Annotated in this window: 8 protein-coding genes; 3 read left to right on the top strand and 5 right to left on the bottom strand. The window is 62.6% G+C overall.

Annotated features, from left to right (window positions below; genetic code table 11):
• Positions 1-134 precede the first annotated feature (134 nt).
• Positions 135-5,519 carry an amino acid adenylation domain-containing protein gene (locus ACYVGE_RS13280; protein WP_460730612.1) on the top strand — a complete coding sequence of 1,795 codons (5,385 nt, stop codon included), beginning with the start codon at positions 135-137 and terminating at the stop codon, positions 5,517-5,519.
• A gap of 1,380 nt (positions 5,520-6,899) precedes the next feature.
• On the opposite strand, the gene ACYVGE_RS13285 is transcribed toward ACYVGE_RS13280, so the two are convergent.
• Complete coding sequence (locus ACYVGE_RS13285; protein ID WP_460730613.1) at positions 6,900-7,235, bottom strand: hypothetical protein; 336 nt, start codon at positions 7,233-7,235, stop codon at positions 6,900-6,902.
• A gap of 714 nt (positions 7,236-7,949) precedes the next feature.
• Between ACYVGE_RS13285 and ACYVGE_RS13290 the strand changes: the two genes are divergently transcribed.
• Both ACYVGE_RS13290 and ACYVGE_RS13295 read left to right on the top strand, forming a co-directional pair.
• Entirely contained in the window at positions 7,950-8,888 is a 939-nt protein-coding gene (locus ACYVGE_RS13290; protein ID WP_460730614.1) for a hypothetical protein, read from the top strand.
• A 514-nt stretch (positions 8,889-9,402) separates the two neighbouring features.
• Positions 9,403-9,948, top strand: coding sequence for a LuxR C-terminal-related transcriptional regulator (locus ACYVGE_RS13295; RefSeq protein ID WP_460730615.1), 546 nt, complete (start codon positions 9,403-9,405; stop codon positions 9,946-9,948).
• Between the two features lie 5 nt (positions 9,949-9,953).
• Here the strand turns inward: ACYVGE_RS13295 and ACYVGE_RS13300 are convergent, their stop codons facing one another.
• Genes ACYVGE_RS13300 through ACYVGE_RS13315 form a run of 4 tightly spaced genes read right to left on the bottom strand, consistent with a single transcriptional unit; the run spans position 9,954 to position 16,892 of the window.
• Positions 9,954-10,481, bottom strand: a complete 528-nt coding sequence (locus ACYVGE_RS13300; RefSeq protein ID WP_460730616.1) for a hypothetical protein — start codon at positions 10,479-10,481, stop codon at positions 9,954-9,956.
• Between the two features lie 38 nt (positions 10,482-10,519).
• Entirely contained in the window at positions 10,520-14,596 is a 4,077-nt protein-coding gene (locus ACYVGE_RS13305; protein ID WP_460730617.1) for an eCIS core domain-containing protein, read from the bottom strand.
• A 36-nt stretch (positions 14,597-14,632) separates the two neighbouring features.
• A complete protein-coding gene (locus ACYVGE_RS13310) occupies positions 14,633-15,466 on the bottom strand; it encodes a hypothetical protein (protein ID WP_460730618.1) in 834 nt (277 codons plus the stop codon).
• Between the two features lie 28 nt (positions 15,467-15,494).
• Positions 15,495-16,892, bottom strand: coding sequence for a hypothetical protein (locus tag ACYVGE_RS13315; protein WP_460730619.1), 1,398 nt, complete (start codon positions 16,890-16,892; stop codon positions 15,495-15,497).
• Between the last annotated feature and the right edge of the window lie 5 nt (positions 16,893-16,897).

Raw genomic sequence — 16,897 nt, forward strand, 5'->3', positions numbered from 1 at the left:
CCAGGCGTCGTGGCGGCGCGATCGCCGGGGCATTGGCCAATCCCGGCATGGATTGACGTTGTTGCATGTGCAATTCGTCCGCGAAAACGCAGGACGACCCAACGTCTATCGCTGCTCGGCCGGGGAGGGACCTGATGGGCTCGGGACATGTCAATCCGCCTTTCACCGATGCCGGGCTGGCCGTCCCGCAGCAGGCGGACAATGTGCTCGCCCTGTTCTGCGACAGGGTCGATTCCGATCCGTCGGCCCCCGCCGTTTCCTGGAACGACACCGATATCAGCTATCGCGAGCTCGACAGGCTGTCGAGCCAGGTCGCCAACGCACTGATCGCCAACGGTGCGGTGCAGGGGGCGATCGTGGCCATCTTCCTGACCGATCGGATCAGGCAGATCGCGGCAACCCTGGGATGCATGAAGGCAGGCTGTGTCTTCGTTTCCCTGGATGCGTCCCATCCGGCGAAGCGATTGCGCCACATGCTCGAAGCCACCCGGGCCGGCTGGGTGATCCTGGAGGCATCGACGCAAGGGATGCTCCCGGATCAACTTGTCACCGCAGGCGCGGCCACCACGTTCCTCGTGATGAGCGGGGGGCACGACGAGGCTCGGGTTGCCCCGCGCGCCGGCGTCCATCAGGTGGCCGGGTACAGCGCAGAAAGGATCGTGCGTCCCGCACTGCCGGACGACCCCTGCTACATCTACTTCACGTCGGGATCGACTGGCACGCCCAAGGCCATCCTCGGGAGGGTCCGTGGACTCGCCCACTTCATCCAGTGGGAAATGGCGGCTTTCTCGCTGGGGCCCGGATCGCGGGTGAGCCAGCTCACCGGGCCTTCGTTCGACGTGTACCTGCGCGATGTGTTCGCTCCCCTGTGCTCGGGGGGAACGGTGTGCATACCTCCGACGCCGGGGATCCTGGATCCGGTCCTGCTGGCGCGCTGGATCGAGCAGGCGGCAATCACGCTGATGCATTGCGTGCCCTCGGTCTTCCGCCTGCTGTTGCGACAGGACCTTGCTCCGGGGAAATTTCCGGCGCTGAAGTTCGTCCTGCTGGCGGGAGAAACCCTGCCGCCGGCCGATGCGAATGCGTGGATCGCCTGCTTCGGAGAACGGATCCGGCTGGTGAACCTGTATGGCCCCACCGAGACGACGCTTGCCAAGTTCTTCTATCGGCTTCCGGCGACACCGATTGCCGATACGTTCGTCCCCATCGGCAGGCCCATCCCCGGGGCGGAAGCCGTCCTCCTCGACGACAAGCTTGCGCCGTGCGCGCAAGGAGAGCTGGGCGAAATATTCATCAGGACGCCGTACCGGAGCCTGGGCTATTACGACGCGCCGGAGCTGACGGAATCGGCCTTCATCCGCAACCCCTTCAGCGGGTCGACGGATGACCTGATCTACAGGACCGGTGATCTGGCGCGGGTGCTGCCGGACGGCAATTTCCGCTTCGTCGGGAGAAAGGACTTCCAGCTGAAGATAGGCGGCAACCGGGTCGAGTTGGGTGAGATCGAAGCCCGATTGCAGGAGCATCCTCGCGTGCGCGAGGCCGTGGTGCTGGCCCGGGAGGACCGTCCAGGCGACACGCGCCTGGTCGCGTATTACGTGCCGCGCTCGTCATCGGTCGATATCCAAAGCATTCCGGTGCCGGAACTGCGCAGGCACCTGGCCGAGCTGTTGCCCGGGTTCATGGTGCCCGCGGCGTACGTGGCGCTGGAGAACCTGCCGCTCTCCGCCAACGGAAAACTTGATCGCGGGGCCTTGCCGGCGCCCGCAACCGTTCGCCCGGAGCAAGCGGTGCCCTATGCGCCGCCGATTGGACGGGATGAGGCGCGGCTGTGCGAAGCGTTCGCTGCGGTCCTGGGCGTCGAAGGCGTAGGCCGCCACGACAATTTCTTCGACCTCGGCGGCAACTCGCTGCTGGCGGTGAGCCTGCTGGCGCGGCTGCAGGAGGGCGCGGCCAAGGCGATCCCGGGCACGCTGATTTTCCGCAATCCGACCCCGGCCAGCCTCGTGGTGGCGCTCGCGCAGGATGCCGACGGCGACATCCAGTCGCACCGGTTGCCACAGGCGCATCGCCCTGTTCCTGCGACGGGATCCGCTGCCTTGGGTCACGCGCCGGCGAAAGAGGCCATCGCCATCATCGGCATGGCGGGGCGCTTTCCAGGCGCGGGTGACGTGGAGCAGTTCTGGGACAACCTGTGCGCCTCGCGGGAGTCGATCACGGTATTCGAGCCCGATCAGCTCGACCCCTCGATCGCCGAAGCGGACCGCCTTGATCCGGCCTATGTGCCGGCGCGCGGGATCATCGAGGGCGTGGAGGATTTCGACGCCGCATTCTTCGGGATCACGCCACGCGAAGCAGAACTGATGGACCCGCAGCATCGGGTCTTTCTCGAACTGTGCTGGGAATGCATGGAGCGGGCCGGACACGTGCCCGACGCAACGACGGTCCCGGTCGGTGTCTTTGCCGGCACCTACCACTCCACTTACCTGCGACGCCATGTGGAGGCCCACCCTGATCTCGTGGAGAACATCGGCGCCTACCAGGTGATCCTGGACAACGAGAAGGACTACATCGCCACGCGCATCGCGCACAAACTCAATCTCACCGGTCCGGCCATCAGCATGTACACGGCCTGCTCGACGTCGCTGGTCGCGATCTGCCAGGCGCTGACAAGCCTGCGCGCGGGTGCCTGCGACATGGCGCTGGCGGGAGGCTCCTCCATCATCTGTCCACCGCGCCGGGGTCATCGCTATCAGGAAGGCGCGATGTTCTCGCCCGACGGCCACACGCGCACCTTCGATGCCCAGGCGCGGGGAACCGTCTTCAGCGATGGCGCCGCGGTAGTGCTGCTCAAGCGGTTGTCGGATGCGGTCAGGGACGGCGATCCGATCCATGCCGTGATCCTTGGCGCCGCCGTCAACAACGATGGCGGCGGCAAGGCCAGCTTCACCGCGCCCAGCAGCGAGGGGCAGGCCGCCGTGATTGCCCTGGCGCAGGCCGATGCGGGGGTTTCGCCGCGCAGCATCGGCTATGTGGAAGCGCACGGGACCGCGACGCCGATGGGCGATCCCATCGAGGTCGAAGGACTGGTGAAGGCCTTTGGCCGCGGCACGTCCGATGTCGGCTTCTGCAGGCTTGGCTCGGTCAAGAGCAACGTGGGCCACCTGGTGATCGCGGCTGGCGCCGCCGGTGTGATCAAAGCGTCCCTCTCGGTGGCGCGAGGGATCATTCCCGCCAGCCTGCATTTCGACCGGGCCAATCCGGCGATCGATTTCACCGGCTCTCCGTTCGTGGTCAATGCCGCGTCGAGCGCGTGGACGAATGAGGATGGACCACGCCGCGCGGGCGTCAGCTCATTCGGCGTGGGCGGCACCAACGCCCATGTCGTGCTTGAAGAGGCGCCAGCGTTGCCCGCCTCCGAAGAGGGGCGCGGGCCGCAGTTGCTGGTGTTGTCCGCGCGCTCGCCACAGGCGTTGGCTCAGGCCACGGAGCGCCTGGGTGACTTCCTGCAGGCAGATATGGAACGCGCCCGGCAGGAGGGCGTCGACAACCCGCAAGCGAGCAGACCGCTGAACCTTGCGGACGTGGCATGGACGTTGGCGGCGGGCAGGAAGTCCTTTGCGCACCGCGTTGCGGTGGTTGCCAGCGATGCAGCAGAAGCGATCAGCCAGTTGCGCAATGCCGATACCGTGGGCGCCATTGCGCGCAGTCGTCCGGCGCGACACCGGGACGTGGTGTTCGCCTTCCCCGGACAGGGTTCGCACTACCCGGGCATGGGCCGCGAGCTGTACGAGACCGAGCCGGAATTCGCCGCGGCGCTCGACCAGTGCCTGCATGCATTGCGCTCCGGGTTCGGGCTGGACCTGCGTCGAACCCTTTTCAGCGACGAGCCCGATGCACTGTGGCCGACCGCGCTGATGCAGCCGGCGATCTTCTCGGTCGAATACGCGCTGGCACGATGGTGGATGAGCCAGGGACTCGTTCCCACGGCCATGATCGGCCACAGCGTCGGAGAATTCGTGGCGGCGACCCTGGCTGGCGTCTTCGCGTTGCCCGATGCCGTGTGCCTGGTGGCAAAGCGGGGCGCGCTCATGCAGGCGCAACCCGCTGGCGCGATGTTGTCGATACGGATCGGGCTGGATGCCCTGCTTGGGCGGCTGCCGGCCGGCGTGTCGTTGGCGGCCGACAACGCACCCGGCGCCTGCGTCGTCGCCGGGCCGATCGAGGCCGTCGCCGGATTCCAGGCGCAGCTCGAAGCCGAGGGCATCGCCTGCCGTGCACTGCGCACGTCGCATGCGTTCCACTCGGCGATGATGGAACCCGTGATCGCGCCATTCCGGGAGGCCGTCGAAGCGGTGACGCGTTCGGCGCCGAAGCTGCCGATCGTATCGACGGTGACCGGCGAACCGCTGGCTGCCGGGAGCGCAATGTCGGCCGAATACTGGTCGCAACACCTCCGCCAGCCTGTGCGGTTCGCCGCGGCGCTGGAACGTGTGGTTACCGATGTGCCTGCGAGTGCGTTGCTCGAGATCGGGACGCGCGCGACGCTGAGCCTGCTTGCGCGACAGCATCCCGCAGCGCAGAAGGCCGAGGTCGTCGCCGTGCCCTCACTGGCGGATGCGCCCGGCCTCGAAGCGGCGAGCCTGCGCAAGGCCGCCGGGCAGCTGTGGTGCCACGGCGTGACGATCGATCCCGCGCAGTTCGACCGTCGCCAGAGGCGCAAGCGGATGCAGCTGCCGACCTATCCATTCGAACGCCAGCGCTGCTGGGTAGAGGCGCGCGCTTCCCATGTCGTCAACATCGCCGCCGCGCCGGTGGCGGTGCCGTACATGGTCCCGGCAACGTCGGTGACGGTGAAGGTGACGCCAGTGGGCGCACTCGATGCAGCCAACAGCGACCGTCGTACGCGCGTGCTCGCCGAGCTCAGGCAGACGTTCGGCGAGATCACCGGCTTCGACATGGCGACCGCCGACGCGGCGGCAAACTTCATCGAGCTCGGCCTCGACAGCCTGATGCTCACCCAGATTTCCATGCGGTTGCAGAAGGCCTTTGCCGTGCCTGTCACCTTCCGCCAGTTGATGGGCGATTGCTCCAGCCTGGACACCCTGTCGCGGATGCTGGACGAGCAGTTGCCCGCCGCGCCCGTCGTGGCATCCATGGCGGCGTCCACCCCCGTGGCGGAGGCGCCGGCACCGCCATCCGTGCCGGCCGTATCCTCGCCTCCCACGGACAATGCAGTCTTCCTCCAACTGATCGAGCAGTCGATATCAGGGCCGGCACTGCAAACGCATTCGTCGCAGACCAGTGGCGATCCGGCAGCTTTGGCCGCTGCGTCGACCGCACAGGTCACTGCTGTCGTCGCGATCGCCTCTTCATCCACGACGCGATTGGGAGCGTTGATGGACCCCCGGCATCCCCTGGTCCCCGGCGCCCGCATCGGCCGCGCACCGGACGGGCAGCCCGCGTGGTTCGTGCCCAATCCAGACCGGCCGGGCAGCTATCTCAAAGTAGGTTTCTGATCAGGCTTGAAGTCCCTGAAACAAAAAGGGTCCGCGCAGGCGGACCCTTTTTTGTTGGTGGAGGGAGAGCGCCGCCGGCTAATCGAGTGTGTGCTTTAGCGGCCGCTGAAGGGCGACTGACGACGTGACAGACATGTTCTCAGAACGCGAACCGCATGTTCGCGGTTTAGACGTGCCCAGTACTGCCAAGAGCGGGTAAATCTGAAGGCGACCGTGGAAGCAGAAGTTTCCGCTGTCTTCCAGCCGTATTCGTGGTGCTATTTCCAACGATTTTCATCGTTTCACGTGCAGCGGCATGGAAGTCTAAGAAAGGCGCAGGGTGACTGCGTTGTCGCAACAAGACAAAAAACAAGAGAGGAATGAGACATGCGTGAGATGAGCATTGAGGAAATCAACGCCGTGTCAGGCGGTGTTGCAGTTGTTAGCGGTGAGGGTGTTACGACCGTTAGGCGTTGGCGGCACTAATGTCGGAGTTGGCGTTGCGGTCGGCGGTGGTGGAGTCAGCGTAAGCGTAAGCGTCAGTTTTTTTGGGAAGAGCTACTCCTTCAGTTTTTAGTTGAAATGACTTTGTAACCGGCTGGCGTAGGGACGGTTTTGACCGCCCTACGCCAGCTTCCCGGCTGTGCCGCGAATTCCTGCAATAGATGGTGAGGGTGGTTATGGTGGTTCTCAATCACATGCTCTCAAATAGCCCGATATTCCTATTTTCGATGACTGCGCTCTTGCTTGCGGCGTATGGGATTTTTCGCTTAGTTCAGGCACTAAAGGCGCGCTGCTCAAAGCGAAAGCGTCAGGGCACTTGAATGGATGGCAGTTACAAGGAGGATTTCCGTGAAACCAATGCGACACGCCGTGCGAATTCATTCCGCGTTGATCTGCATCGCGGTGCTGTTTTCTCTGCTAATGACTTCCTTCGGGCTTATACAGTCAGAGCAGAAGGTCTTTGCCATTCTGTTATTGACGGTGTTCGGAGAGGTCGTTTTGCTGCTCGAACGTATTTTCTCGCTTGTCGCGACGCGTTGGTCCAACCTTTCATAATCTGCGTATGCGTGCTGCCAGGCAGGTGGAAACATCGCTGTCTTTGGTGCTCGCGGGTTGGCGCTTTGGCGGGCTTTTATTGAGTATGGTCGTCGGAGCTTTGATTGCAGAGTTGTTCCATAGACCTGGCAAACGAAGTTGCCAGGGCGTCGGGGTCGGCGACCTCAATACAGGACAAGTTCCTCGAACGAAACCGAACCTGGGCTGCTCATTGGGATTCGAAACATTGCGCTCACGAAAGGCCGGGAGGGCGCCCCTCCCGGCCTGCGCAGCGCGCCGTAACTCTGAAATCGTGCGGCCAATAATTTGCGAATCACCCGGGTCGCAGTGGGGAAGTGTGTTTCACCTGTTCCAATCCACTGGATCGATCAGCTTGTTCTGGATGCCCTTGCCCTGCCCGACATATCGGTAGCGAAAGCCGATCGTATTCACAACGCTGACGAGTCCAAAGTCCAGGAGGGCGTCGCCTGTTTCAGGATTGATGGAAACTCTGCCCAGGGTTCCCCAGGTTCCTGACCCATTCGCACATGCACTGCTCGGCGCCTCGTCGGGTTGCGTTATATCGTTCGAAGGAACCCCCTTTAACGAACAGTACTGGAAAGTCACGGCACCTCCCTGCGCTGGATGGCCGCTGCCATCTTCGACATGCGCCCTGAGAACCAATTCGCCGTCGAACACGAATGTGAGCCCATACAAGCCAGGCACTGGTTGAGCCAGGACAGTCGGCGATGCAGTCAAGCAGGCAAGAGACACGAGTACAGCGACGCGTACGATGAGATTTGCGAGATTAGGATGTGACACGTTGTGACCTCCTCTTCGAGCATTACCCCTGACTCCTGATCTGGTCCAGCCACGCTGTGGTGCATGGACGCGCACGCACAGGATCACGGAGGTCCAACCGGCTCCGTTATCCGAGCGTGCAGTTGGCCAAGTGGGATCGCGAGGGAAGGTTCGACGCCCTCGAAAAACAGCTCGTCATGCCCAGCTCCGCATGGGGTGGGATCAGGCCTTTGCAGCCGGTCGGAAGCCGATCGCGGTGGTCATGTCGCGTGGCCACTGGGTTCGAGGCGATGGCCTCGGGCCGGCGATGAATTAGGGGGCTTCAGCAGATAATGCAGCGTGAAAGTCTGATACGAAAAAGCCAGCGCGAGGCCGGCTTTTCGCTAACTTTTTGATTCTATTGGTGGAGCGGAGGAGGATCGAACTCCCGACCTTCGCATTGCGAACGTCGTTGGTTGGACTCGGGCCAGTGAGAACGCGGTCAGCGTTCCATTCGAGTTGCAGTTATATGAAGGCGCGCCTGCTCGGCGGGGAACTGGTGGCCGGACTCCCTGTTCGAGCCCGTTCACGCCGATGACGCCCCCGCGTCGATGCCGTTGGCAAAGGTGAGCCATGTCCGTCGTCCCCGATCCTCCTTTCTGGGCTGCCCCCGCACTCCTCGCAGCGCTCATTGCCGCCCTGGGCTTCGTCGGAAAGACAATAGCGGATCTCTTCTTGCGTCTGCGGGACGCGGCACGTGCGCGAAGAAGTCGCCTTACTGAGCTGCTCGCGCTCTTGCGAGCTGGGGATACGGCATTCGCCGTCCAGCGAGAATTGTGCAAGCGGTTGGCCGACCAGTTGCGTGAGCGGATTCCGGAGGCCAAGAAAATGCCGCCCGGATACGATCGCCTGTTCAGTGCGACACATGAGTCGATGAATCGCGAGGAGCAAAAGCTGCATACCTTGATTCGAAACATCACTGTCCACACTTTCCATCCCCTGAATCAGTCGCTCCTGAAATGGCTTCATTCAGATGACTACTTTCGAGCCGTAAGCCCTTCCGACCGGAAGCTGGGGCGTCTGGCCCTGTTTTTGGCTCAACTCGAATCCCACCTGGTCCTTTGGGCCGCCAAGTACGAGGCGTGGATTCCCGGCAGTGCGGATCATGCACTGGTTTACCTGGCGGATGAGGAGCGACACGGTGCGGGCTTTCCTCATGACGGATCAAAAATTGTGGCCGAGGTCATTGGTCACCCGGGCGCCGAGGTCAAGGATCAGACAGGCAAGAAGCCCAAGGGATCCGGGTACTTCGCGATCGTCTGCGGCCTGCTGTTTCTCGCGGCCTTTATCTCCAGCCTTTACTTCGACAACTTTGTCGGCGGACTCACGCAAGAGCGTGTGATGGGGGCGTGGTTCGCTGCCGTATCCGCCATCCTGCTCTGGTGGGGCGTGATTCGCGTGCGGACCGGACGACCCGACATGACGATCGGACAAGACACAATCAACTTCGTAATCGGCGTCATCAGTGTCACGATCGCACTGCTGGCCCTCATGGCCAAGTCAGCAGGCTGAGTTCCGCGTGCTGCAGGGAATGCCCGATGGAAGGCCTGAGTGGGCATCGATACCAATACTGACCTAGATACCAAAAGTAGCAGCAGGTTGTGCGCTATTGGTGTCATCGCAATGGGATGGTTCTAGCGGGGCATCACTTCGGCCGCTCGGTGTTACCGATAGTCACCTGATCACGGTCTGGGGTGTGGGCCGGCTCCCTGTTCTTGCGTCGTGCACTCTCATGACGGCCACGGATGGCAGTCGGCGACAAGTGCAGCTGCCCAAGAGCTTGATGCGCTCCACCAACGGAGTAGGACGTGATAGGTCCCGCGTGAGTGAGCTAGATTTCATACCGCTCTAGGACCAGAGGGCTCCTGGATGTGCCGACGCGACAGCGGTTGTCCTGGCGCCCGTTGGCCAGCATCCCCCGGTCGAGGAGCGGTGTGTGAGAGTAGCTATCCTGACCCCTGTCAGACTTCTGGGAGATGTCCTGGCGCGTTGCATGGGGGGCAGATCAGGCATTGAGATTCTCCTGGTGGTCAGCGATATGGCGGAAATTCGCGCTTTGTTTCCGGCCAATTCCGTGGACGCAGTGCTGATCGACATGACTCATCCCATCGACCTCGATGAGGTGCGTTCGCTGGCGATTGCCTATCCGCAGGTTGTGCTGATCGCCTTGGGGCTGACCGAGCAGCGCCAGGACGTGATTCGCTGCGGCCGCGCGGGGTTCACCAGCTACGTTTCCAGGGATTCCACCGTGGAGGGCCTGAAGAAGGCCCTGCATGATGCGCTGGCCGGACGACTTGCCTGCCCGGATGAGATTTCCGGTGAGCTCCTGCGCGCGTTGTTCCGCCAGGAGCGGGAGGTTCTCGGTAGCGACAGCCAGCCGCTGACACGACGCGAGTCAGATGTCCTGCGACTCATCGGCCGCGGGCTGACGAACAAGGAAATCGCGCGCGAGCTGGGTCTAAGCGTCGCGACTGTCAAGCACCACGTGCACAACGTGCTGGAGAAGCTCGGCCTGCCACGGCGGACGCACGCGATGCGGAGGGTTCGCGAGCGGCCGTGGCTGGCGTCTTGAACGACTTAAAAAAGTGTGTGGTCTGCATCCGGAAAGACAATTCTCAGATCTTCGAGGAATCGCTTCCTAGTGTCATCCATCAATCCTGCCGCTTTTGACTGGATGGCTCTTTGCCAAGGGAAAAGCCCTCGACATTCATCCAGCAGATCGAGATAGCGGTCGATGGAAAGAGGTAGCTTGCGAAAATCCTCGGATTCAGGTGGGCCAATTCCAAGCTCGATCTCGCCCTCGTGCAGGCGCACAACGATCAGGCTGTCATCCAACATCTTGTCGAAGGCCGTGTAGGCGTTGCTGTCATAGGAGATATTGAACAGTACGCTGCTGCAAGGAAACAGCGATAACGAGCCGAAGCGGAGTTCGTCGGCTGAGACGTGTTCATAACACAGGCTGATCTCTTTGCATTGCCCGTAGAGTGCTTCAACCGCCGACCTGGATCGCTTGTTCATCAGGTTAAGCGCGGTCGAAAAAACACCGAGATACTCTTGGTCGGCAGGCTCCGAAATGCTGGATACAACGTTCTGGAAACCAGACATGGTCCGGTAGATTTCGATGAACTTCAGTATGTTTCGCATTAGAAAAATGCCTTCGCCTTTTCGCCCTTCACCTTGCCCAGAAGCCGATCGATATGTTCGATGTAGGACTCGAAGTCCTTCTTGTTTGGTCCTTCAAGATTCCTGTAGAAGCGCCGCATGCGACGGAGGAAGTCCGCTTCGCTGGCGAATTGGCCAGAACCCTTCACTCGCGAGATGTTGGCCGCCACGCCTGCATCAAAGCCCAGCGTCCACCTCAGCGTCTTGTAACTGGCTCGCTTCATGTCGACAAGCGCGGTCCCCTTGGGCGGTGGCTTTGGGATCGAGAGCTTCGGGAACAGGTTCATGGTGGTGTCAAGTTTCCATTCGCCTGAAACTTTCTTCATCGTCCCGATCTGAACCGTTAGGCCGGTCGGGAACCCAAGAACGGGATCTCCGCTGTCTGGGTCGGTGATGCTGTAGTAGCCCGTAACGGCCACCTTGTAATGCACCACCAACCCTTGCTTCAGCATGGCCTTCACGGTCGACTCCGGGCCTCGATCCATCCATGAGTTGTCGCCTTTGTGGGCAGGAACGAGGTTCTGGTTGGTGCCAAGTCCTCCGAATGCCTCGCTGACGAGGTGGAGCTTGACCCAGTCCCTGTGCTCCGGGTCGAACGTCTTGACGTGTGTCCAGCCAACGATGTGGGGTTGTGGTGGGGTTCCCCGCGGGGATGCCTTTGACAATCTTGTGGCGGTCACGCTGCCGGCCAAGACTCCCATCGGCGAGTAGTCGATATGTGCTTTTGGGGAGGCGGAGGATTTGCCGACCCCGATCTTTGCCAGGTGGGTGGTCAGTTGCTTGAATGCCCTGCGTAAAGTTTTGATGGCTTCATTGTCTTCTGGGGTCTTGATCAACGTCTTCCTTGCGGCTTCGGCAATTGCCAGCTGCGCCTTGGCCGCTGCGAGCGATGCCGTCGTGTTGCTGCTGATCGCTCTCCTGAGGGTTTCATCATGCTCAAGGAGACGGGAAAGGGTGATGACATCGCTGGCAACAACAATTTGCGGATCTCTGTGGGAGCTATCGATGTAAAGGTTGTGCGGTTCACCGTCGTCGGTTTGGAATGGCTCATTGAATCCGAGCCAGCCAGCGATCTTGCCAACCGCGCTCTTGCCCAGCCCGATCAAGAAATCGATTCCGGCCTTGAGGATGTCGATGAGCCACAGGATCGCCGTATCGACCTTCGCGCGAAGCTTCTCGATGACCTTGCCGATCTCGCGACCGACATCGCCCAGGCCGACCTGGTCGGCGAGGAAGCCGATGACGACCGGCATGCCGCGCTTCATCAGGCCGGCGAAGACGCCGCCGACCTTCTCGAACGCGCCGCCCACGAGGTCCATGACGTTGTCCAGCGCCTGGTCGGCCATGTCGAGGACCTGGCGCATCCACTTCTTTGCGGTGAGCAGTGCGGCGTAGAGGCTCTGCGCTGCAGACAGGATGGCGCCGAAGCCAGCCGTCGCCGCCGCCTTGACGATCTCCTCCGTCACCTTGGCCGCCACCTTCTTGATGATCCATTCGGCGCCGGATTCCAGCAGGGTCAGGCCGAAGTCCTTGGCCTGCTTGAGCATGCCGGCGGCGTTCTGCTTCGGCGACTTGGTGAGGTCGATGGATTTGTCCACCCATTGCATGATGCGCTGCACCTTGCCGACGATCGCGCGGAACTTGTCGATCTTCTCTGGCGAGAAGCGTTGCTTCATCAGTTCGTAGGTGCGTTCCACCGAGATGCCAAGGACGCTCAGGACGAACTCGAAGATCTGGCCAAGGTCGGTCCAGTCCTTCGGCATGATGATGTTCTTGTCCTTGATCTCGCCAAGCAGCCATTCTTGCAGGCCGTGCTTGATGTTCTCCAGTTTGTCGTCCCAGACGATCTTGAAGCCGTATGCGATCGCCTTGATCGTCGATTTGAGGAACTCCAGCGGCTTCTTGACGACGGCGTCCCACGCGGAAAGCGCCTTGTTGGCCACCTTTGTCAGCAGGTCGGGAGGCAGGTTGAAGATGCGCAGCACGAAGAAGAAGGCGGCCTTGATCGCCCCCATCAGGTCCTTGTTGTGGAAGACGAGCGTGATGAGCCTCTCGACTTCCTGCTTGGTCTTCTTCCACGCCTCGTCATCCTTGACCAGTTCGCTGAAGAGTTCGATCTGGCGCAGGATGATGGGGCCGAGGAAGTCGACGATCGGATCGCGGATGCACTTAGGGACGGCGTTCCAGATGGCCTCGCCCAGAAATACCGGAAGCCCATAGATGTCGAGCACCACATCCGCGACGCGACCCAGGAAGTTCATTACCTTCCGGAGCAGGGCCGTGAGGTGATCGAAGCCGCCCACCAGCCATTTCCTGAGCGATGCCAGTCGCGTGGTGGCGAACTCGGCCACGGATCGGATCTGGTCGGCCAGCCATTGGGTGATGCGCACGAGGAACCCGAGCGCGGTTCCGCCCACGACCGCGACCGCCTTGGCGAAGCTGTCGGCGAGTTGCGTCAGCGAAGTGCTTATCGATCGGGCAAGGGCCGTCACCGATGCCGAAACCCTGTCCAGGGCATCGACGAGCGGTGGGATCAGCGTCTTTTCGATAAAGATGCGTGCGGTCGCCATGATCTTGCCCTTGCCCCAGTTGGCGGCGACCCAGGCAATGCCCTTGCCGACCTGCACGGCGGCGGCGCCCAGCGCGAGGATGGGGCCGACAGGAGACAGCGCCGCCAGTACCGCTACAACGGCGATGCCGATCGCCTTCAGCTGATCGGTGTACGGTTGCAGCCGGGCCTTGATTCCGTTCCAGGCGTCGGTCAGCTTCTGCTCGACCCACTGCAGTATCCCGTTGCGACCGTCCGGTGAATCCCCGATGCCGAGAAGGTCCTTCAGCGCATTCCAGAGCCGGATGTACGGCTCCCGCAGTCCTGAGGTCTTGTCCCAGAGCCACGTCGCGGCCTTCTGGACGAGTTCCGCGAGGGCCTTGAGATCCCGCCATTGCTCCGATGCGTACTCCTTGATCCAGTCGACGATGGGAGCGCCGATCTTCTTCCACACGCCGTCGAGGAACGTCTTCAGTCCGGCAACGATGGGCTGCATGAGCTCGACCGCCGGCGTTATCAGCCGCATGGCGAACTGTTCGATCTTTTCAGCCGCCGATCGAAGGGGCGTGCAATCGTTCCGCGCGATCTGCGCGCCCGCGCCCTGGACGGAGTCCACGATGGGGCCGAGCGTGGCGCCCACTTTCTCGCCAATCCCCTGCGCGGCGTCGAGTGGCCGTTTCAGCGTGTCGAACACGCTCTCGACCGCCGACGCGGCCTGTTCCACCAGCACGTCCTTGAACCCGCCCAGTTTGACGACGCGGGAGAGGCTGGGCGCGACGGTGTCGATCGCCAATTGCACGACGCCGTGACTGCTCAGTCCATTGAACATCGAGGCGATGGAATCGACGACGCCGTCGCCGTCCCGTTGGATGCTTCGCTGGGCGCTGCCTCCTTGCTGGATGGTGTGGGTCAACTCGTGGGCGATCAGCTCTCGGCCGCTGTTTCGATCCGGTTGGAACTCGTGGCGACCGAAGAAGATGTGTTGCCCGACGGTGAAGGCCCGGGCACTCAGGTCCCGGCTCATCGACGCCGCGTTTTCGTCGGTGTGGATTCGAACGGAGCCGAAGCTGGCGCCGAATCGTGGCTCCATGAAGCGGCGCGTGGACGCCGGAAGCGATTGGCCGGCGTGAATGCGGCTCGCGATGCGCGCGGAAATCCCGGTCGCTGGCGCCTTCTCGATGGAGGGCGGGGCGCTTGCGCGCTGCACTTGCTGCGCCACGGATGCCGTGGCCGGTGCCGCATCGGCCGACCGGACGACGGCCGCCGCGACTGTGGTCGCCTCGCGCTCGGACGCATCGCCAGGCGATGAGATGCGCAGGTCGCCGGTTGCCGGCATCGAGTCGCCGCGCGCCTGTCTCGCAAGCGCCAGCACCGCGCGGTTTCCGATCCGTTGCTGCAGGGCACCCGAGCGGGATGCAGCGTGTTCCTGGCTTGAAATCCGCTGCACGGACACACGCTCGCGCGCGACAACCGGAGCTCGTTGCAACAGCGGTTCGCGGGACTCTGACATGCGCTGCGCCGATGACGCGCCATCCCTCCGTCGCGGCTACGGGGTCGGAGCAGGCGGTGGGGGCGTTGGAGTTGCAGGTGTTCCGAACCGGCCGGATTCCTCCAATCTGTGGTAATGGCCCACCAGGAACGGGCGAATGTCGCGGACGCCAGAACGGTCGGCATCTAGCGCTACGTCGACTACGAGGGTGGGCGTCACCACGCCGATCAGGATGCACGTGCAGTCGCAGCCGCATGGGCACACGCCTTTGACGTGATCGTCATAGCAACCCTCCACGTCCTTCTTGCCGTCGGTCGGCACGGTGCCTGAAGTGCTTGCGGTGCCTGAGCTGCTTGCTGGTGTGCCGCCTTGGCAGCACGGATCACCGGCTCCGGCGGGCGCGGCCTTTTCCGCCTTGTAGCACGAGCAGGCACACTTGGGCTTTTCGCCATAGACCTTGATCTCGAAGCCCTGCTTCTGTCGTGTCATTGCGGTCTCGTTCCCGCCGTCGTGGCAGCTCGAGAGTTCGCGCGGCGCGCATCCATGGTCGCGGTAGCACGCGACGACCCACAGACTATCGGGAAACGGATCGCACTTCGGGTCAAAGTAAAGTTCCTGCTGGCTCGGGACTTCGATCGGATTGCCGAGGCAATCGAGTCCCAGGCCGCTGCCGACCAGAATCTTCAGCTTCCGGCCATCGCAGGCCTTCTCGGCACTGACGCGAAGGCCGCAGATGACACCGCATCCGAACAGGGAGCTGAAGAGGAGTTGGGTGAGACGGCGCGTGTAGCTGACGCCGCTGCTGAGGTCCTCGTCCTCGAGGAGCTGGCCCGGGCTGTAGAGAGGACGCTCGAGCGTCCCGAAGCCACATTTGCTGACTGCGTTGTTCATGGTCCTGCCTCCCGATGGTCTAGTCGGTCTAGTCGGTCGTGTCTGTGTCGGAGCTGTGTTCCACCTTGAAACTGGACAGGAACGTGCCGCCGGGCGTGCCGTTGCCCGAGGTCACCTTCGCCTGTTCCGCGTCGGACGGCGCCTGGAGTCCAACGGCGTTCGCGTCGACGCTCTGGCCACTGCAGTCGATGATGAGGTCACCGCGCACTTCGATCTCGACCACGAAGTCGCGCTCGCTCAGTTGGGACTCTCCGCCCTTTTCGATCTCGTCCCGGGCCCATCGCCGGGAGACCGCGACTTGCAGTTGGTCCGTGGTCCCGGCAGGCAGGTCGGTCCGGGTTGGCGTGAGGTCAAGAACCGTCAAGGGAATGCGACGCGACCGGACCCACCCGGTGCCGGCGTCGCGCATGTGTATGGTGATCGTGATGACGTCGGTCCGTACCGTCTCCGCGCGAACCGGGCCTGAAAACCGCACCGTGAACTTCGTCAGCACGCTCTTCTCGTCCAGGGGCGTGGCGTTGAAGAAATCGGAGAACTCGCCCCACTTGACCAGTGTGTCGCTGCGGTGCCAGCTGGGCCAGCTGATGTACGAGATCCGGGTCAGGTCGCGCCCATTGAGAAGGTCGAAGAGGACATCGTTGGTCTTGACGATGCGTCGCGGGCTCGCGTCGTCGATCAAGGTGGCCTTGATCGGTTGGCACTCGTCGGGTGGCCCTGCGATCTCAACGCAGGCGAGGGCGATGGCGTCATCGACGGCGACGTCGTAGCCAGACCATGAGCGGAGAGCGGTCGCGCGATCGCGATGGCGCATCGACCACGTCACCAGACGCGCATGCGGGCCTCGCCCCCCTTTGCAGGCATCTTTCACGCAGCCATGAGTCTTTGCGTGCTTTGCCTCGCCGCATTCACATTCTCCGTGGATTGGGCGCAAAGAGAACAGCACCGTTTCGCAAAGGTGCGTTCGCTCGGGATCGCCGCAGCCGCAGGGGGAGCTGGGTACCGTTTCGCCAGCCCCTCGCTCGGCATAATGGACGGCCAGGATGTATCTGCCGGGCGCCAGGCTTGCATCGATATCGCGCGGGCACCAGACGTTGTTCGACTCGACAAGCAGGAACGTGTTCGCGGCGCTCAGTTCGGTCCCGTCGCAAAGCACCGCTTCGCGCCCGCTTCGGTCCAGCGCGAATCCGGAGGTCACGCGGAGGGCGGCCGGCACGGGCCCGGTCGCGCCGGTTGCGGTCGCGGCCGTCACTCGATATCCGCGAACGACGCCGGTTCCGAGGACTTCACGATTCACCTGGCGTCTCCTCGCGATCAGGTGGCTCTGTTCGATCCTGAAATCGTCGGCCAACATCTGCTTGCGCAGAAAGAACCTGTTTCTGAGGCTCTCGACGCAACATGAAAGCTTGGATTCGGTAATCGCTGCCATGACCT

The organism is Lysobacter rhizosphaerae (assembly GCF_054779795.1).